General features: G+C 38.7%; 5 protein-coding genes and 1 pseudogene. 1 reads left to right on the forward strand and 5 read right to left on the reverse strand.

Annotated features, from left to right (window positions below; all coding sequences use genetic code 11):
- Nucleotides 1–132 precede the first annotated feature (132 nt).
- From H6W52_RS17510 to dnaE, 5 genes and pseudogenes are all read right to left on the reverse strand, one after another.
- Nucleotides 133–3,651, reverse strand: a complete 3,519-nt coding sequence (locus H6W52_RS17510; protein WP_116099335.1) for a fibronectin type III domain-containing protein — start codon at nt 3,649–3,651, stop codon at nt 133–135.
- 320 nt (nt 3,652–3,971) lie between these two features.
- A complete protein-coding gene (locus H6W52_RS17515) occupies nt 3,972–9,095 on the reverse strand; it encodes a T9SS type A sorting domain-containing protein (RefSeq protein WP_116099336.1) in 5,124 nt (1,707 codons plus the stop codon).
- Nucleotides 9,096–9,806: 711 nt separating this feature from the next.
- Nucleotides 9,807–10,390 (reverse strand): annotated as a pseudogene (locus H6W52_RS21360) (DUF6261 family protein); the annotation flags it as partial.
- A gap of 217 nt (nt 10,391–10,607) precedes the next feature.
- Entirely contained in the window at nt 10,608–14,264 is a 3,657-nt protein-coding gene (locus H6W52_RS17525; protein ID WP_116099338.1) for a GEVED domain-containing protein, read from the reverse strand.
- A gap of 264 nt (nt 14,265–14,528) precedes the next feature.
- Nucleotides 14,529–19,208 carry a DNA polymerase III subunit alpha gene (gene dnaE / locus H6W52_RS17530; RefSeq protein WP_116099339.1) on the reverse strand — a complete coding sequence of 1,560 codons (4,680 nt, stop codon included), beginning with the start codon at nt 19,206–19,208 and terminating at the stop codon, nt 14,529–14,531.
- Between the two features lie 257 nt (nt 19,209–19,465).
- Between dnaE and H6W52_RS17535 the strand changes: the two genes are divergently transcribed.
- A complete protein-coding gene (locus tag H6W52_RS17535; protein WP_116099340.1) occupies nt 19,466–21,571 on the forward strand; it encodes a S8 family peptidase in 2,106 nt (701 codons plus the stop codon).
- Nucleotides 21,572–21,648 lie beyond the last annotated feature (77 nt).

Consider the following 21,648-nt stretch of genomic DNA (forward strand, 5'->3'; position numbering starts at 1 on the left):
CTATATTTTGTTGATTGAGTACTAATTTAACAATAATATTTAAATTTTAACATTAATTTTAAATTTTATTGATAAAAAAATAGCGACTAAAAAAAATTAGTCGCTATTATTATTTATAAAACGTATTAAAAATTATTTTTTAATAGTTTTTATCGTTTGTTTAGAACCATCTTTCATCTCAAGAGTAACTAAATACATTCCTTGTTTCAATTCTCCTAAATGAAGTTCTGAAGTAGGATTTGCAATAGTTTTCACCAATCTTCCCGCGATATCTGTAACCAATACGTTTTTCACATTCGCTACATCGGAAATATTCAATATATCTGAGAATGGATTAGGATAAACTTTGATGTTATTTTTAGCATCTTTTACTTCGTTTGTTGCTAAAACCAATGATGCGTCATAAGCAGATACTTTAAACTGACCTGTTGTAGTTGAAGAATAATTCCAAACACCCACCATCAACGTAGATCCCGGCGTTAATCCTGTAAGAGCTACTAAAGAGAAGTTACCGTCTGAAGAGCTATCATCATCACAGCCTATTTGTGTAAGTGCTCCACAGCTTCCACTGTAAACACCTAAAACAGTATCTGTAACATTGGAACCAGAAACAGATTGAGTTTCAATTGTAATATTTCCACTTGCAGGAACTACTACAGAATACCATACATCTCTGTAACCAGTTGTCTGGCAAGAATGTGTAGCCGTAGCATCAGATGTAGCCGTAGCACCAGAGTTTGTAGCAGTTACAGCATTTTGTGCAAAAGTACCACCAGGCGTTAAAGCAATAGCACCAGAACATTCATCGTTTGCAGGCGGTGGAGGTGCTGTTGTAAAGCTTCTTTCGGAGCATCCCTGAGATGTAGACATAGCATCATACGCATTTAAGGTATAATAATAAGTTGTATTATAACTTAATGCAGTTGGAAGTGTATACGATGTTACATTTCCTAAATCCTGAGCATTCATAATATTGGAAGCACCAGCTGAAGTACCAATAGAAAGTTTATAGCCGGAAACTCCGGTTACAGCAGTCCAGGTAAATGTAGGTGTTACAGAAACGTTTGTTGCAGCAGCAGAAGGTGCAGTAACAGTAGGACAGAAAGATTTTGTCGTGAACGTTACAGGAACCCAGATTGACTGATCTGAAGCACTACAACTAGATCTCACCCAGAAATAATAAGCTGTAGCAGATGCTAAGTTAGGCAATGTAGTTGTTGTAGCAGTTAAGCCAGAAATTGTAGGCGTTGTAGTAGCAGTCGGAGCTGTATTTGTTGTACTATAATACACATCATAACCATTCGCAGTTACAGGATTTGGTGCAGTCCAGTTTACAACAGCAGAATTATACGTTAAAGTTGCAGCAGGTACTGTAACCGCTGAAGGCTCTGAACATGTAGGAGTAATATTAATGTTAATATCATCTACGTATAAATTATATTGATTACTTACTGAGTATGCATTAAATCCAAAATAATAAACTCCAGATGCAGTAGGTGTAAAGTCTACAAAGTTAGTTGCTGCAGTTGCAGTATTAATACTTGGGTGATCTGCTAAAGCATTTGTCATACTGGCATTATTCGCTGAAGTACCATAAGCAACCTTTAGTTTTTCAACATACGATGTACTGTTATTTCCATATGTATACTTAATTCTGTAAGAAACTCCTGCTGTTAAGTTGATTCCCTGAGTATAGAACCAAGCATTTGCATCATTACTAAAATTGTACAGATAAGTAAGCGCTTTAGTAGTAAATCCATAACCAGCCGGAGAACTTGTTGTCCAGTTATTTCCTGTTCCTGCATTTTCTGAAGAAGTACAAGAAGGTAATGCAGGTGTTGTTACACTTTCAAAATCCTGAACATAAGGAACAGTTGTAGATGTACATGCAGTTGTGAAGCTCAAAGGACCTGCCCAAGAACTTGCAGAACCTGAACCACAATTAGAACGAACCCATACGTAATAAGTTGTGTTAGCCGTAAGACCTGTTAAGCCATAAGTTGTAACTCCTGCTGCAACACTAGCGGTAGGCGTTGTAGTAGCAGTAGGCGCTGTGTTGGTTGTACTGTAATAAATATTATATCCATTTGCAGGAGCTGGTGTAGCAGCCGTCCAAGAAACGGTAGCACCTGAAGCTGTAATTGCAGACGAAGTAAGTACTGTTGGCTCAGTACAAGCTGGCGTTAATTCTAATTTAAAATCATCAAACCCCATATAGTATGGTGCAGTAGATGTTACGTAAGCTTTTACACCAAATGTATAAACCCCTGAAGTTGTTGGTACATATGTTACCGTAACTTTGGTATAATTGGTACTATTTGAACCTCCCGTTGCTGTTTGCGTTGAAGTAAGGAATGTACTAAGGCTTGTTGCTCCTGTAGAAGATTGAGCATTATTTACCAATACTTCATTCTGCCATCCCGTTAATCCATCTCCAACCCAATAGAATGAAAAATCATATGACTGACCTGCTGTAAGATTAAATGAAGGAGTCCATAAATATGCAGCCGTAGTAGGATAATAAATAGTCATATAGTTAGGAGCAGACCTAGGATCATTGTAGGTATTTCCAGATGCAGTCTGACTTGTAAACAGATAAGAAGAGCTTAAACCTCCACTTGTAGCCCAACAACTTGGAGTGATTCCGTTTCCAACTGTTGTCATGCTATCAAAATTTTCAGTCCATGGGAAAGTTGATATTGCCGCAGCCGGAGCAGAAACCGAAACAGGAGTTGAATTGGTAGTCACTCCCGAACCTGAACATGTAACAGCACAGTAGAATGAATTAGCAGCACTTACAGTTGTTGTGTAAGTAGATGTTGTAGCACCCGCAATTGCACCTGCATTATCGTACCATTGATAACTAACCCCTGATCCAACCGTAGAATTCTGCAGACTCAGCGTCGTAGAATACGGGGAAGAACACGGTGTACTTGTTGCCGTTGCTAATGTATTCCCAGGGTTAGGAGTACCAGAGCAAGCTGTTGCAGTGTAGGTTAATTGTGTCTGATACCTTCTCGTTTGAGTGGTATAACTAGTAGTTGTAGCTGCAATTGCAGATGAAGCACTGGTTCCCATCGCCTGAGCAGTAGTTGTAGTATCATATAACCATTGGAATGCACCTCCTGTAAATGGAGTTGCCAAGGTACCGGAAGGAACCCATTCAATATATACTTCAATAGCACCTCCTGTATAGCTGAAAGTGTTTGATGTATTATTGTTAAAGGTTACCCAGCCTGCAGCAGCAGGAAAATTGTTAGTACTATTTATCGTAGCACTATAAAATAAAGTTGCCCCTCCAATCATAGTACTCCAGGCAGTACCACTTGCTAAAGCAGTAGCAGTACTATTTTTAAGATAGACATTGAGTGTCCATGCATTACTGCCCGACACATTAAACGCCGTACTCTTATTATAGGCAATACTGTTAATGGTTGCTCCAGGAACAACAGATGCACCACTCAAATCCGCTGCCGTAAGCAACTGTATAGATTTTGAATGATGAAATGAACTCGTACCACTGGAACGATAGATAGGATCGCCATTTGTACCAGCCGAAGCTGTACTGGCTCCCGAACCTATTGTTACTGTGGTTTGCGCCATGATGCCTGCATAGAGGAACATCAAACACATCAGTAAAAGTTTTTTCATGCGTAAAAAAATAAAATTAGGTGATGTAAAAGTAAAAATAAATTTTAATTTAATTAACCAAAATTTGACAAATAATTAATATTTAATAATACAATTAACAATTATCAAACTATTTATTAAACAATCATTTAAATATTTAAATAAAACCTAATTTAATACTTAGTTGCAAATTACTGTTTTTCAGAAAGTTAATAATTAATCACAAATCATTGATTTACAACAAGTAATAAAATAAATTATTTTAAAAAATCTATTGGTTTTAGGTAAAAAAAAGCGACTAATAAATTAGCCGCTATTATTAAGTATTATTTGATAATAAATTATCTTTTAATTGCTTTTACAGTTTGTCTTGAACCATCTTTCATTTCAAGAGTAACCAAGTACAATCCTTCTTTAAGCTCTCCCAACTGTAATTGCGAAGCGGGGTTTGCAATAGTTTTTACCAATCTTCCTGCAACATCTACGATGAACACAGATTTCACATTAGATATATCTGAAATATTCAGCACATCTGTAAACGGATTAGGATAAACTTTAATTCCTTTATCTTTATACAAGATTTCGCCTGTACCCAATGTAGGAGCCATTTCCGCATAGGAAAGGAAACCTGTATAACTGGTGCTTGCTAATGCGGTGTTAGATTGCGTAGTATTTGGTGTACCTGCGGCATAAGTAGCTGTAGTACCAAATAAACTATCATATACTCCATTGGCTGTTGTCGCTATTACCGGAAAACTGCTACTTGTAATTGCAGCATCTCCTAATCTTACATTGATTGTAGAGAATGTACCAGATACCAACGGAGCTTCCCATCTTCTTGCAGAAGATAAGTTTTGAGTACCAGAGCCTGCTGTTCCAGAGTTGGAATCAAATGCTTCCGCTTTCATGATAGTTACTGCTGTAGTTGCAGGAGCCAATGAAACTGGAGCATAAGCAGATTTACCTACAGGGTATAGTATATAGTTTGTATTTGCATTCGCAGAAGCAATTGTTCTGGCAAATGGACCTGTAATATAAGCCGTAGCTGATCCTCCTGATAAAGTTCCTGCCGCTGTTGCAGTTCCTAACGTCAATAAATTAGTTGAAGTTGTATTAACTTTACCTGCTGTAAGTGTTAAAGTTCCACTTACTGATAATGGTGCATTTAATGTAACACCTCCGGTACTTGCATTATTTACAGTTAAACTAGTTAAGTTAGCTGTAGGAGATGTTGCTAAATTTCTGAATACACCTGTACCAGATATAGTCTGTGTATTTGTAGATGCCACGCTAGAAGTAGAAGATGCTAAATCCGATCCCCATTGTGCCAATTCTAAAGTACCAGTAGAAGTAAGCGTACCATTATTGACAATATTTCCGTTAATTTTTGAACCAGATAATCTTAACTCACCTGAAGTAACTGTTAAATCTTTTTCAACACCTACTGTATATGGAGGCACAACAAATCTGTTTGTACCTGCAGATAAATTAATAACTAAATTACCTGCAATAAAATATCCCGTTCCTGGCCAAGTATTATACTGAAGACCACTCGTGTTTCCACCTGCATCAGTAGACACTCCGTCTCCTAATTGAACTGTATGATTTACTCCTGCACGGTAACCATTACCCCAATAAGCGAAAGCGTGTCCATTTGAAGTACCTCCTGCTGATGAAGTTGCAACATGCGGATCTACAATAACAATTCTACCGCCTGTTAAATTTAATGTAGCACCTGTTCCTGAAGTACCAAAACCAAAGATATTAGTACCGGAAGCAACAGAATTAGCCGCTACACCTGCGTCATTACCATCAACAATAATATCTCCACCTGATTGATTAAATGTTGATCCATTTACATTATTTACGTTACCATTTACATTTAATATCCCACCTGAAATTGTTAATGTTCCATTATTTACTAATGAATTATTTTTAAGAGTACAACCTACCGTAAGATCACCGGATGCATTTACCAGTGTTCCTCCTGTATTAATGGTAACATTTTTAGAAACATTTCCTGCAGAATTTACCGTTACCGTAGTACCTGCAGCAATTTGTACCACATCTGTACAAGCAGGAACAGCTCCTTTATTCCAAGTTGAGGAAGCATTCCAGTTACCATTTGCTACAGATATAAAAGGAATGTCTGAAGCTGCAATACCTAAATAGTAAGTATCCGCTAAATTAGCCAATGGAAGAACGGTTCTTTGCGCATTTACATAGCTTGTCCCTGTTTGATGTGTTCCGAAAGCCGGAGCAGATGCTAAAGTAATTCTGCTGTTGCCGTTAGCAGCAGTATAAATATTTTGTCCGTTTATTGCCATAGAATAAGTAGGCGTTCCTGTAATCCCTGTCTGAGAAACAACCCAGTTGGATTTTGCCTGCGTATCTACAGTATAGGTTCCGTCTACGATGCTTACAGTATTTGTTCCCGCAACATCATTATATTGTACAGCGATTTTACCACCGGTAGTAGCAGCCGCTGTCTGGTTCAGATAAAGATTTCTTGCTACAAAAGCAGTTGATGTTCCTCCAGCGAAAGGATAAACACCTGTTGTCGTTGCTGAAGATGTTGTGCTCGCTGTAATAGTTGCTCCACCTGTTGTAGTAGGCCACCATCTCGCAAAAGTACTTCCTGTACTGAATCCACCTGCACTATAAGATAAAGTTCCGTTAGATGTAGCTGAGATTCCTAAAACGAAAGTATTGGCACCGGTATTCACGAAACCTGTTGTCAATGTCAACGTACCGGAAACAGTTCCTGTATTTGCCCCACTCAATAAAGAGTTTGCATTGGCAAAAGTAACCCCTGTTGAAGAACTATTATTAATAGTTACAGAAGTAAAATTAGCTGTAGAACTTGCCGTAACAATATTATTTCTGAATACACCTGTCCCTGAAACGGTCTGCGGCGTTGTAGAAGCTGAAACGGTTCCATTATTTTTAAAATTCTGGAAACTTAAAGTTGAAGCTGTATGGGTAAATGTTCCATTATTGGTAAAGTTACCGCCAATACTTACTCCCGTAGTTGGTATTCTGAATTCCCCATTTGCATTAATGGTTAATGTATTAATACCGATTGTGGAGGAATTTGATACATATCTGTTTGTACCCGAAGCTCCGTCTATTATTACATTATCAAAATAGATTTTACTTCCTGCATTGTTCCAGATAAATCCACCAACTGTTGAAGCCGTTGCAGCAGTTCCTCCAGCGTCAGCAGAAGATCCGTCACCAAACTTCAGAGTCCATCCCGCTGTATTATCAATCGCGGTTCCTCCCGTATAAGAGAATGCGTATGAAGTAGTACTGTTAGCCGCATGAGGATCTGTTACGGTAAGCGTTCCACCGGTAAGCGTAACGTTTCCGGTAGCTATATTTACTATATTAGTACCCGAAGCTACACTTGTTGCTGTGGCGCCTGCATCGTTTCCATCTACATTAATATTTCCTCCACTTTGAGCAAAAGTAGAACCGGAAGCATTGTTAATATTACCATTTACTGCTAATGTTCCTCCGGAAACCGATAAAGTGCCATTGTTGTTAATGTAGTTATTTTTATTAGTACAACCTACTGTTATAGAACCGCCCGTTACTCCTAATGTTCCTCCTGGATTAATGATAACGTTACTTGGATTTGCAGTTGTAGCAGATGATACCGTTACCGTATGTCCTGAAAGAATAGCTGCATTATTACATGAAGGTACGACACCTCCTACCCAAGTAGTTGTACTTTCCCAAGGACCAGATTGTGCTGACTCTATAGGTGCTTCAGATGTAACAGAAGCTAATGTATATGTTGCTGCTATGTTTGCCGCCGGAACCGCAGCTCTCTGTCCCATAGGCTGATTTGTACCTGCCTGCGCTGTGCCCGCCAAAGCTCCATTATTTAATATCGTAACATTTGGAGTAGTAGCCGTAAATGTTCCCTGGCCTTGAATCGCAATAGTATGCGTAGCAGAAGATGCGTATCCTCCGGAAGTGGTTACTACCCAGTTCGCATTCGTTTGTCTGTCGTATGTTAAAGAACCTTCGGTTAACGGAGTTATTGCAGAGTTACCTGCAGCACCATTAAACTTAACCGCCATTTGACCTGCCGTAGTTAAAGCTGCGGTTGCTCTGTGAAAATGATCAACCGAAAGTCCCGTTACAGGATTTCCCATTACAAAAGGATAAGTACCTGCTCCTGAAGTTGGAATTGTAGATGCAGCTATAGTAGTTCCCGATCCTGCTGTTCCATACCATCTGCTGAATGTAGAACCGGAACTGAATCCTCCTGCAGTATACGAAAGTGAACCAACAGTTGTACCACTTACACCTAATATAAAAGTATTAGAACCCGTATTTACCACCCCATTTGTAAAAGTTAATGTACCTGAAACAGTACCTGTATTTGCGCCACTTAATAAAGAATTGGCATTTGCAAAAGTAACACCGCCTGCACTTGAGTTATTAACAGTTATACTTGCAAAATTAGCTGTAGAAGTTGTTGCTGAATTTCTAAAAACACCCGTTCCTGATATGTTTTGAGCAACTGTATTAGCAACACTTGATGTCCCTGAAGGCATTGCAAATGTCAATGTGGAACTTGCTGTATGGATCCCATTATTAACTAAGTTACCACCAACGGTTAACGCTATTGAATTCTGGTCTAATTCTCCGGCCGTAATCGTTAAGTTCCCCTTTATACCATTACTCCATGAATATTCTTTTACGATTCTGTTTGTACCAGAAGGATTATTTATTTCAACATTGCCAAAATTTAGTTTTCCGGCACCTACATAATTGTATACGTAAAATCCTATTGCATTTCCTCCCGCATCTGTTGAAACGCCATCTCCAAATTTTAAAGTATGATTTAAAGAAACCTCTGAAGAAACAGACGTGTTATAATAAATCGAGTAATGCGAAGATGAGGTTGAAGCAGGCGGGTCTACTAAAACCAAAGTACCACCTGTCCAATTTACTCCATTGGAAGAAGTAATATTTAATGTATACTGGCTACTTGTAGTACTTGTAGCGGTAGCTCCTGCATTATTAGGATCAATGGTTATTGTACCTCCACTTTGATTAAAATTACCAGATGTGTAATTTAAATAACCGTTAATCAGTACATTACCACCAGAAACAGTTAAGGTTCCTCCACTGACGGTAAGATTTGAATTATTTGCGTTTGCAATACTCACTGTAAGGGTATTTGCAGCCACTGTTAAACTTCCGGAGTTTATGGTAAGCTGCCTTACAGATGCATTTCCGGGAAGCGTCATTGCTGATGAATTTTGTATTACAAAATTATCTGCGTTACTAATGGAACCGGGCGACGTTCCCGTTCCGTCAGTATTGGTTCCCCATGAAGCCACATTTGTAAAATCCGTTGCAGAAGCCTTCGAATAATACGTGGTCTGTGCTTTTATTGCTGCGGGACTGCAGATCAACAAAAGCCAAAGATAGGTTTTGTTCATAAATAGTTAAATTAAAATTAGGAAATATAAAATTATAATAAATTAATTTAAATTAACTAAAATTTTATAAATAATTAATATTTAACAACAAAACATTCAATAAAATACATTATTATTAAACAATCATTTGAATAATTAAAATTATCATAATTGAACAACAACCCATAAGAAACTGTATATCAAATAGTTAAAAATTACTCCCAAATAATTGATTTACAATAATATAAAACTTAACATAAAAAAATATAGACTGCCCCTTTGAGACAGTCTATATAAATAGTATACATTAGCGTTATTTATATAAATAGAATTAAGTCGTACAATTGTACATCTTGATTTTCCCTCATCATTTTACCGCAATACATTCCCTCAGGCATTTTATCTTCGGATGCTCCCGAAAACACATTCCTTTGGACGAAACGATTTCGGAACTCCCCGAAGATGTTTTCCTTTTGGCGGAATACATCCGGCGGGTTCCGAAAGTCCGCTCCTTTAGGCGGGACGGTTTCGGCTGTTCCCGACAGCTCCCTCCCTTCGGCGGTGGCTCTAGGAAGGCGTTTCCGGAGATTCAGGTTTCTGATCTTCTCCCCCGCTTTCTTCCGTACTGCTGTATTTGGTAACGGCAAGATTATATTGGTTTACCAGACTGCTGAGCTTTGCCATTAACTGATCGTATTCTGCATTCGGGGTAAGCAGGGCGTGAGCTTCTATATGCTGTTTCAGCGTTCGGTAAGCTTCCGTAGATGCTGTTCTGGCAGTAGCTAATACACCTGTTTCTACTTCCGAAAGCTGTACGGTACGGGCAATATACTTGTTGTTAAAATTCTGGTTAGAAGTTTTCAGCTCGTTTACCCAGTCTGTAAGTTGAAGCTGGGAGATTTTATCGCTGTGCTTTTCTTCCCATTCTGCTACGATGCTGTTAAAGTGGCAGTTTCCAACTGATACCGAAGCTTATAGATACGCTCCCCAAAACGGTTGAGAATATCTAAAAGTGCAAAGGCATTGTTCTTGGTCTCCGGATCGAAATGGTACTGCCATGCTTCCAAAATCATCTTGATCCCGATAACAGCGTTGTCTCTCTGCGCATCCAGAGCCTGAATTTCCGGTGTAATATCGCTTCCCGTATAAGGCAGATAAGCATTATTAAAACTTTGTGCCGCTGTTTGCAAAACTGTTCTTTGGCTGCCAATATTTAATTGGTCGGCAGTAGTTTGAGGTAAAAGTTCCAGTACATTGTTTACGAATTGCAGAAAATCTCCGTTACGGTATTTTTCCAGATTGGCGGTTGTAATCATTGTGTTATTTTAAAATTTTAAAGGGCTAATTTATAAAAAAATTGAAAGCGTTTTTCTGTTCAGGTATATTTTACGAAAAAAATTTTAGGCAACTTCAAAATTTGGGCTGCGATAAGGTTTTCATAGTAGAGAATTTTCATGAAACATTTATCAAAAAACAGAGGCTGTCCATTGGGACAGCCTCTATAATTCATGCTTTGAGTATGGTTAATAAAATTTACTTTTTAATTGCTTTGAAAGTCTTTTTAGATCCATCCTTCATATCTAAAGTAATTAAATACATTCCCTGCTTTAATTCATTTAGATTAACCGATGATTCAGGATTAGAAATGGTTTTAATTAACCTTCCTGCAACATCCGTCACATAAACGGCTTTCACATTAGAAATATCAGATACATTCAAAATATCCGTAAAAGGATTCGGATATACTTTAATTTCGTTCTTAGTACCGGATAATTCGTTTGTGGCAAGCGGAGCGGTTACAATGAATGAATAATCAATAATTTCTCCCCTTGAGAAACCTAAACAAGGATCCGTTGGTGCACTGTTGTTGTAATTGATCAGAACCCTCATTCTGTAAGTTCCTACAGATGTATTTGCAGGGATGGTAAGTGTTGCACCGCTTGTCGTTGTAGTATAATTTGTTGTTGCAAACAGTTTTTCGGAAGCATCAAAAACATTATTCTGATTTAAATCTACCCATACAGCAACCCCAACCGTAGGTCCTCCCGCTGTTATCGAAATAGGAATAACCGTATTAGACGCAGATTTTGTAATGGAAATATTATTTGAGCTCATCAGATTTTTATATCCGAAAGTTGCTGCACTGTTTGCCGTTGCAGAACTGTATGCCATATTGGTATTGGCAGTAGTGGATGTAAATGAGCTGATCCATGAATTCTGATTGGAAGTTACCGGAGTACAGTAATTGCTTGTATAGAATCTTGTTCCACCTTCCCATGCACTGTTATCAGTCGCAGTACATTTAGCTCTTGCCCATACGTAGTAGAAGGTATCGCTGGTTAATCCTGTCAGGTTAGCAGTTGTACCCGTTCCACTTGTACTTACAGAATTTGAAGCATTTAAAACAGTTGTCGCTGTCGGTGGTGTATTGGTGGTGCTGTAATAGACATCATACCCTACTCCAACCGTAGAAGAAGGTGCCGTCCAGCTAATCGCAGCTCCGTTAGCTGAAGTGGATGCTACAGTAATTAATGTCGGATTATCGCAGCTAGGAATAGGCTGAATATTAATATCATCAATTCCAATACCTCTGTAAGTTCCTCCTACACCGTGTCTGAACGCAAGATACTGATCTGTTCCCGCCGGAATATTTACCGTATACTGAGCCATAGTTGATGTTAAAGTAACCGCACTGATCTGTGTAAAAGTAGAAGCATCAGCAGGATTGCTTAACGTTCCCACCTGAAGCGTGTAGCCTGAAGATCCTCCCGCAGCCATGAAACGAACCCTGTTTGCTCCGTTTGAAAGGGGTGTAATTTGTGGGGAAACCAACATTCCTCCTGCTGTAGTAGCTGTATCATTATATAAATAGTAGCCATTTGGAGCAGAAGAATTATACGATGTATTTACATAGCCATATCCCGCCCAAGATGACGGTTCCAAATATCTCCAGCAGGTAGGCGCATTTGTATTGCTGCTGCTTCCTGTAGATGTGGTATCGAAATTTTCAAATACCGGAAGAGAGGTTACAGCCGGGCAAACAGTTGTAAAGCTTCTCTCTGTACAGTTTAAAGAGCTTTGAGTTGCCGTATATGCTCCTACAGACCAATAATATACCGTACTGTAATTGAGAGAAGTTGGCAATGTGTATGTAGTTACATTTCCTACATCAAAATTATTAAGCACATCATTCCCGCCCGGCGTTGTTCCTATTCTCAGCTTGTAGCCTGTAACTGCAGACGAGGAAGAAGCCGTCCATGTAAAGGTAGGCGTAAGCGGAACATTAATAGCAGATGCTGCAGGCGCAGACTGTGCAGGACAGATAGAAAGTGTAGTAAATGTTCTTTCCGAACATCCTGTTGATGAAATCGTAGCATTATATGCATTAACCGTATAATAATACTTCGTGTTATAAGTTAATTCTGTCGGTAAAGTATATGTTGATACATTTCCTACATTCAAATTATTTAAAACATCAGTTCCTCCTGAAGTGGTTCCCACAGATAATCTGTATCCTGTAGCTTCCGGATTTGCCGTCCATGTAAATGCAGGCGTTACAGAAACTCCTGTTGCCGCCGAAGAAGGCGCAGAAACTGTAGGACAGAAGGTTTTCGTCGTAAAAGAAGATCCTGAAACCCAAGAACTCTGCTCTGAAGCAGAACAACGGGATCTTACCCAAACATAATAAGTTGTACTCGGCGTTAAATTGGTTATTGTATACGTTAAGCCTGTTGCTCCCATAACATTGGGCGTTGTTGCAGCGGTAGGCGCTGTATTCGTCGTGCTGTAATAAATATCAAATGCCGGTGCAGGATTTGCCATTGCCCAGTTTACCGGAGCTGTTGTAGACGTAGTTGTTCCAGGAGTTACAGAATCCGGGAACATACAAGGAATGACAGAAACATTTACATTATCAATATAAATATCGTTGCTTCCGTTATCTCCTGTAGCCATAAATCTTACAATCGCGGTCGGACTGCTCGTTCCCAAATCTGCATATTTGGTAGCCCATGAAGCAGAAATCCCCTGAGTAGAACCCACCTGATTGAAAGTGTTTCCGCCATCCGTAGAAATCAAAACTTTTAAAACATCAGTTCCTGAAGTATTCTGATAATCGTAAGACAAAAGCCTCGATCCTGTTCCTGAGGATAAATTGATATACAAATCCATATATCCGGAAGCATTGATCGTATTGTACGAATGGAATCTTGCTGCCGGAGCTACACCCGGTGCTGCAACAGCAACGTTTCCGCCTAAACTTGTCCATCCTGTTGTACTTGCGTAACCACTTACTGTAATGTCACTTGCTCTCCATGAATTATCTCCTCTTGAAGGCCATGTTCTCCAATAGTTGGCATTGGGAAGATCGCCAATTGAATTTCCGTTTTCCCACGTACTGAAACTTTCAGTAAAAGGAATAGAAGCATAATTTACAGGAGCTGCAATCCATGTTCCCGGAGAATAAGTAAATGTAAGACCGGAAGCAGGTACAGTTGTAGAATTGGTAGTTCCTAAAGTAACCGAATCTGTACTGCCGGTTCCTATGGAAGTTGCCGCCCAGTCTGTTCCTACTCTGTTGTTGGTATCGGAAGCTTCCGATCCTCTTATTCCGACCTGCCCCGTTAATACTGCAGTACCGGAAACACAATTCCCGTAGACAATGCTTACGTTATTAGAAGTTAAATCCAACTGAATCTGAAAATTAAGAAGCTGCGCAGCAGATGCTGCACTTCCCTGAAGATCTTTAAACTGGACTATAAATTTAGAACCAACTGTTTCGTAGGAAATTTCAGAAGTTGTAGTATTGGCATTTTTAAGATTGACTGCAAAACCGGCAAATGCACCTTCGTAAGGAGTCGTGGTATCTGTAGAAAGCCCTGTGTAAGTGGCTGCCAAAGCAGGTGTTCCAAGGGTTACAAAACCATTATTGCTAAGGTAAACAGCATTATAAGATTTACCATTGAATTTAAAAGCTGATGGTAAACTAATTGCTGCAGAAACAGCATCCGTCGCTAAGGTGGCTCCCGACTGCCATACCGTTCTGCTTGCTGAAAGTGGTGTGTAGGTTCCCGAGGTCTGCGTAAATCCGTAGCCGTTGTTGGTATTCGGATTGGTCGCCTGAGGCGGCCCCACCTGTGCAAACGTTGCCGATCCTAAGGCAAGCAAACACGTGAGTAGAATTTTCTTCATATATCAATAAAATTAAGGGCGGTAAAAATATAAAAATTATTCATTAAACCTATTAAAATTCAGAAATTCATCATTATTTAATGTTAAAAAGCTAAAATATTTTAATAAAAATTAAACATTCATTTGATTTTAACAGAGAAATAAAAAGTGGGATTTTAAAGCGATTCATGTTATAAATTTAAAAGATCACCAAAATAAAAATGGCTAAAAATCTGATCAATAGATTCATAGCCACTTTAAATTTATATCAACGGAGTTTTAAACTTAATTCAGATAAAATTCATATTTATTTAAAAGCTGAATTTCTTTCATCAGTTCACCGCTTAGATTTACAGAATGCTTCATAGACTGTACTTCGAGGTGTTCTACCTTAGAATCTTCTTCTACATTTTTCAGATAAAACTTCAGCTTCTGATTTCCCTGATTTCTTTCTAAAACTTTTCTGAAAAAATTCAGATCTTCCGGTCGGAAATCCATCACATCCATCACCAAAGAAATACTTTTTGCAAATCTTTCAAAAGCTTCCTGAAGCTCAATAACATCCGTAACATTCACAAAAACCCTTCCGTCTTTTACCTGAGCAAATTTAATCTTAAAAATTACAAACCGCTGAACTTCCAGTTTTTCTTTCAGTTTCATATAATCACGATCTCCCAGTCGGAAAGAATAAGAACCGGAATAGTCTTCCAGCGTTACAAAAGCCACTTTTTCTCCGCTTCGGAAACCATCTTTTACCACATATTCAGTAATCAGACCGGCAACAGTATATTCTTTTCCGCCACCGCCGTTTTCTCTTTCTTTCTGTAAGGTTTTCCAGTCTTTTTTCTTCTCTTCGAATAATTCTTCCTGCTTATTCGCAAAAGCCTGTTCTTTATATGCATCTACCTCATCAAGATTCAGGAAGTGGAAAACACCTTTCGGCTCTGCTTTTTTGGTGACTTCTTCAATGAGTTCCTCTTCTTCGCCCGCAATGACATCATCGGAAACAATTTCCGCAAGTTCAGATACATCTTCCGGAACGTCCTGCTCTAAGATCGGAACCTCATCAATTACAATTTTCGATTCATCTTCTTTTTCCAAAACAGATTTTTTGGAAAGGCTTCCCTGTATAAACTGGAACTGGTATTTAAATTCATCTAAAGGATGCGCAGAAAGATAGAATCCGATGGTTTCTTTTTCTTTATTCAGCTTATGCATATTCGGCCATTCGGGACACGGAGGCAGCTTGGGCTGCTCGATCTGAACTTCCTCTGCAAAATCTGCAAAAAGAGAATGTTCCATTTCATTTTTACTTTCCTGAAAGCTTTGTCCGTAACGGATCAGTCTTTCCAGATTGGTTCTTCCCGCCATATCAATATCAAAATACTGACCTCTGTGGAAATTGTCGAGTTCATCAAAAGCTCCTGCCAAAACCAAACTTTCCGCCACTCTTTTGTTCATTTGTGAAGGCAGAATTCTTTCGAAGAAATCATAAATATTTTTAAATCTTCCGTTCTGTCTTTCTCTTGTAATGGCTTCACTCGGACCTTCTCCAATTCCTTTAATGGCTCCCAGACCAAAACGGATCTGCCCTTTTTCGTTTACTGAGAATTTATATTGAGATTCATTTACATCCGGTCCCAAAACATCAACACCCATACTTTTACAGTCTTCCATGAACATGGTGATGGAATCGGTGTTGTTAATGTTGTTACTCATCACACTCGCCATATATTCTGCCGGATAATTCGCTTTTAAATAAGCGGTCTGATACGCAATAAATGCATAACAAGTAGAGTGAGATTTGTTGAAGGCATATTCTGCAAAGGCTTTCCAGTCGTTCCAGATTTTCTCTAAGCGTTCTTCGTTGAGGTTATTTTTTCTTCCGCCTTCGATGAATTTCGGGTACATTTTATTAAGAACGTCGATCTGCTTTTTACCCATCGCTTTTCGCAGCGTATCGGCTTCCCCTTTCGTGAAATTCGCCAATTTTTGAGATAGAAGCATTACCTGCTCCTGATAAACCGTAATTCCGTAGGTTTCTTTTAAATATTCCTCTGTTTCCGGTAAATCGTAGACGATTTCTTCAATTCCGTGCTTCCTGTTGATGAAGTTCGGGATGTATTTTATCGGACCGGGACGGTACAATGCGTTCATGGCAATAAGATCGGCAAAAACCGTAGGTTTCAGCTCTCTCATGTACTTTTGCATTCCGGGACTTTCATACTGGAAAATCCCGACTGTTCTCCCTTCTTTAAATAACTGATAGGTTTTTGTATCATCAAGCGGAATAAGATAGGGATCGATATCCACTCCATGCCTTGCTTTTACAAGTTTTAAAGCATCCTTGATGATGGTTAAAGTTCTCAGCCCTAAAAAGTCCATTTTCAGAAGCCCCGCACTTTCTGCCACCGAGTTATCAAACTGCGAAACCAGAATATCGGCATCTTTTGCCGCAATGGTTACCGGAACCAGATTACTTACATCTTCCGGCGTAATGATAACCCCACAAGCGTGAATCCCTGTATTTCTGATGCAGCCTTCCATTTTTTTCGCACTTGCTAAAACTCCGTGACGTGCATCATTCGGACTGTCGAGAACATAGCGCATTTCGTCAACCAGCTGTTGTTCTTCAGGTTTTAATTTATCGTATTTTGCTAAAGCTTTCGCAATATTCATTCCCGGTGTGGAAGGAATTAATTTAGCAATATTATTCGTGTCCGGAATCGGAACATCCAAAACTCTTCCCGCATCTTTAATTGCCGATTTCCCTCCCAGAACCGAGTAGGTAATAATCTGGGCAACCTGTGTTTTTCCGTATTTATCAACCACCCATTTGATGATTTTATCACGTCCTTCATCATCAAAGTCGATATCGATATCGGGCATGGAAACCCTTTCCGGATTCAGGAATCTCTCGAAAAGGAGATCATATTTAATGGGGTCAACATTCGTAATTCCGATACAGTACGCTACTGCAGAACCTGCCGCAGAACCACGACCGGGACCTACCCAAACGCCCATTTTACGGGCTTCGTTACAGAAATCCTGAACAATCAGGAAGTAACCGGGATATCCTGTATTGGCAATAACTTCCAGTTCGAAATCCAGACGTTCTTTTATCTCATCTGTAATTCCGGTTTCTACATATCTTCTTTTTGCCCCTTCGTACGTTAAATAGGTAAGATAAGCCATCTCACCGCGTTTTCCGCCATCGATATCGTCTTCGGGATGAATAAACTCTTCCGGAATATCAAATTTAGGAAGGAGAACATCTCTTTTCAGTGTGTAAGGTTTGAACTTCGCGAAAAATTCTTCATACGCATCGAATGCATCGGGATAAGCCAAAAATGCTTCCTTGATTTCATCCGCCGTTTTCATGTAATATTCTCCGGTTGCAAGTCCTCTTCTTTTTCCAAAACCTTTTCCTACAGGCGTTGAAAGCTTTTCACCGTCTTTGATGCAGCTTACAATATCCTGAATATTAGAATCGTCTTTATTGGTATAGAACGTTTCATTCTGCGCTAAAATTTTAACGTTATACTTATCTGCAAAATGCAACAACACATCATTTAAATGCTCTTCTTCCGGCAGTTTATGGTTCTGGATCTGGACATAAAAATCGTCTCCGAAAGTATCTTTCCACCATCTGAAAAGCTCCTCCCCTTTCTGTTCACCCGTATTTAAAATGGCATCGGGAATATCTCCGTGAATTCCCGAAGTTAGGGCAATCACTCCCTCTTTATATTCAGCAATCAATTCCCTGCTGATCCTCGGAACTCCAAAATAAAATCCTTTAAGAAATCCGATACTGGATAGTTTGGCTAAATTTTTATAGCCGTTAAAATCCTTTGCCAATAAAACAACCTGCGTTCTTCGGTCGGGATCATCTTTGGTAAACTGCTTCTGCTCGTAACGGTCTGAAATATAAAATTCACAGCCCACCACAGGAATCAAAGGCTGTGAAACCGGCTCCTGTTCATTAAATTCTTCACCTTTTTCTTCCGCTTCCTGTTTTTTAGCCAGATATTCTTTATGCTTTTTCGCACGGTCGCCATTGGCGCCTTCTACCGCCGTAACAAATTTAAAAGCACCCATCATATTTCCCAGATCCACCATTCCGACGGCGGGAAAGTTATCATCACTCGCTTTTTTAATTAAATCGTTGATGCTTGTAGTAGCTGTTAAAGTTGAGAAAACACTGTGGTTATCGAAGTTGAAATATTTTCCGAGATCAATCTCTTCAATACTTCCGATATCCTGCTGTTTTTTCTTGTTGTGAAAATCCGCAACCTGCCTTCTGATAACAATGTTGAAAGGTTTTATCGGATCAGGATACAGCGTTTTAAAATACGCAAGCTGGTCTTCGGAAACTTTTAAAACTTCCGCAGGAATCACCCCGATTCTCATCATTTCGAAGAAAACCTGCGCCGTGGCATTTACGTCGGCTGCTGCGTTGTGGGCTTCATCAAATTTATGACCGTATAATTTTTCGTAAAGCTCTTCCAACTTCGGAGCTTTGTATCTTCCTCCTTTTCCGCCTCCCAACTGACAGAAATCTGTTCCCAGAATCATGGTATCGGCTTTTGGCTTTTCCTGAAGGTTGTCTTTAATATTTTTACGGTAAAATTCGGCTCCCACAATGTTGTAATCGAATTCCACATTGTGTCCGGAGACCACTCTTACTTTTTCTAAAACTTTAGAAAATTCATTTAAAATTTCTTCGAGATCACGACCTTCCTCATTGGCGATTTTTGTTGTAATCCCGTGAATTCTCGCGGCGTTGAAGGGAATATCATACCCTTCCGGTTTTATAATATAATCCTGATTTTCAATTAATGTTCCGTCATCATCATGCAACTGCCACGCAATCTGCACCATTCTTGGCCAGTTATCTGAATCTGAAAGCGGAGCGTTGAAATTCTTCGGTAAACCTGTGGTTTCTGTGTCAAAAACTAAATACATGTAATTTTTCTAGCTTTTATTAAAAAGAGAATGTAAAGTTACTTTATTTTTTTGAAGGAGTGTGTGTTTTAGAGCCATTTTAAGAGAGTTTGTATTTTCAGGCTATTTACATTTAAAAAGAAAAAAAACATATTTATTATATAATTTTAAGATTCATTAAAATTATACATAATCATACAAAATATTATCAATTAATTATGTGACTTAATGAGTTTTACATATATTTGTCAACTAATTATTTGTAATCATTAAGTGGCATGAAGAGAAATCTAATCTTGATTAGTACGTTGCTTTATCTTTCAACGTATGCGCAAAAAAACAATGACAATTTAAAAAGAGAATTTGAACAGCAAAAAGTTGAGAACGAAAAAAAGTTCGATGCCTATGCTGAAAGGGTATATGGGAAAAATCCTGACGCGAAAACGAAGGAAAAAATTGATTCTTTAAAATCCCATCTTGGAGGATTTAACTTTGATATTCCTTTTTTTTTGCAGGAACAGGATACAAGACAATTAATGAATTCCAATTCCGACCAGTTGAATTTGTCTGGAGGAGTTGCTGGCCTTACTGGTGCTTTTAACGGAGAAAATATAAAGTATACAGTATTTGACGGCGGAAGAATATACGAATCTCATACAGCTTTCAATAATGCAACAGGAAGAATTACCAATAAAGAGGCCAACACACAAAGCTATTCTGACCATTCTACAGGCGTAGGAAGTTTCATCGGCGGGAAAAGTGTTAATTTGTCCAGCGGAGGTGTTGCTGTAGGGAATACTAAGGGAGTTGCTGTAAATTCAACAATGGATAGCTATATGTTTAGTACAACCACTTTACCCGGTGATACTTCAACAAGCAATGTTTTTCAAAAAATATTGGTTTCTCAACCTAACATTTCTAACCACTCATATGGGGTAAATTCAGGATGGACAGAAAATTACGATAATAATGGCAATATCAGTTCTTATGTTTACAATGGTTCTAAAGCAGGAAATACATTCTATGATCTTCAGGGTACTTATAATACCAATGATTATAATTATGATATGCTGGTAAACAATAACCCTTCTCTTATAATTGTAAAATCCTCGGGGAACTATTTTAATATGGGACCAGGTAGTGCTTCCTCAGCCATTCCAAAATATTATTCCTCCTCAAGCGGTCCATTAGCATTCAGTTCCAGTGATACAATCCCGCCTAACAATTGTTCTCAAGGATATGATTGCATAGGAACAGGATCTTTGGCAAAAAATATTATTGTAGTAGGTGCTACAGATATAATTAGTACCAATAATTTCCGATACACAAGCGCAACTGATGTTGTACATTCCGACTATAGCAGTGCTGGTCCAAGAGATGACGGCGGAATAAAACCGGACATCTCCACAGTTGGAACAGATGTTTTATATGCAGCCACATCCGCAACCGGTAGTAACACATGGGCAGCAGGAAGCGGCACATCATTTTCCGCCCCTATTGTAACGGGAATTATCGGACTATGGACTCAGATATATAAACAATTATTCAATAACGCTTTACTAAACGCGGCTTCAGCAAAAGTACTTACCATTCATTCTGCATCTGAGGCCGGAAATATCGGACCTGATCCATGGTTCGGATGGGGCTTTATTAATGCTAAAAAAGGAGCGGAATTATTGGTAGGCAAATCTAACAATACTGTTTTCTTTGCAGATGAAACGCTGAACAGCGGAGTTAAAAATAGTAAAACACTTACTGCAACCGGAAGCGAACCCTTAAAGGTTACCATCAGCTGGATCGACCCTAAATATACTCCTAATTACCAATTTGTATCTGATGTTTTCAATAACAGAACATCTAAACTAATTAACGATCTTGATCTGAGAATTATAGATCTTACTACCAATACGGTGTATTATCCGTGGAAACTTGATGCTAACAGTCCTTTGACCCCTGCAACAAAAGCAGATAATACTGTTGATAATGTTGAGCAGGTTGTAATAGACAATCCTATTTCTGGCAGAAGCTACAAAATTGAGATTACAAATAAAGGAACATTAGTTAATGATTCGGGAGTTGCGGCTCCACAGAACTATTCCATCATGGTAACAGGACAAACACAGTCCTCATTATCAACAAGCGATATTATAAAAGATAATGGAATAATAATAGCTCCGACTCTTACAAAAGATTATGTAAAAGTAATAAAGTCTCCTAAGAGATCAACATATAATGTATACGATCTTTCCGGGAAAAAACTTAAGAGTGGAACCATTAAAAATGAGGAAGAAAGCATTGATCTGACTTCTTACACCAAAGGAATATATATCATTGAGGTTAAAACAGACAAGGATACTGTTTCTAAAAAAGTAATTAAAGAATAACCACGATGTTATTTCAATAATAAAAAATCTTCAAAACACTAACGCTTGTTAGTGTTTTGTTTTTTTGTTTATCTTTG

The sequence above is a fragment of the Chryseobacterium sp. C2(2020) genome (genome assembly GCF_014218915.1).
Lineage (GTDB): Bacteria > Bacteroidota > Bacteroidia > Flavobacteriales > Weeksellaceae > Chryseobacterium > Chryseobacterium mucoviscidosis.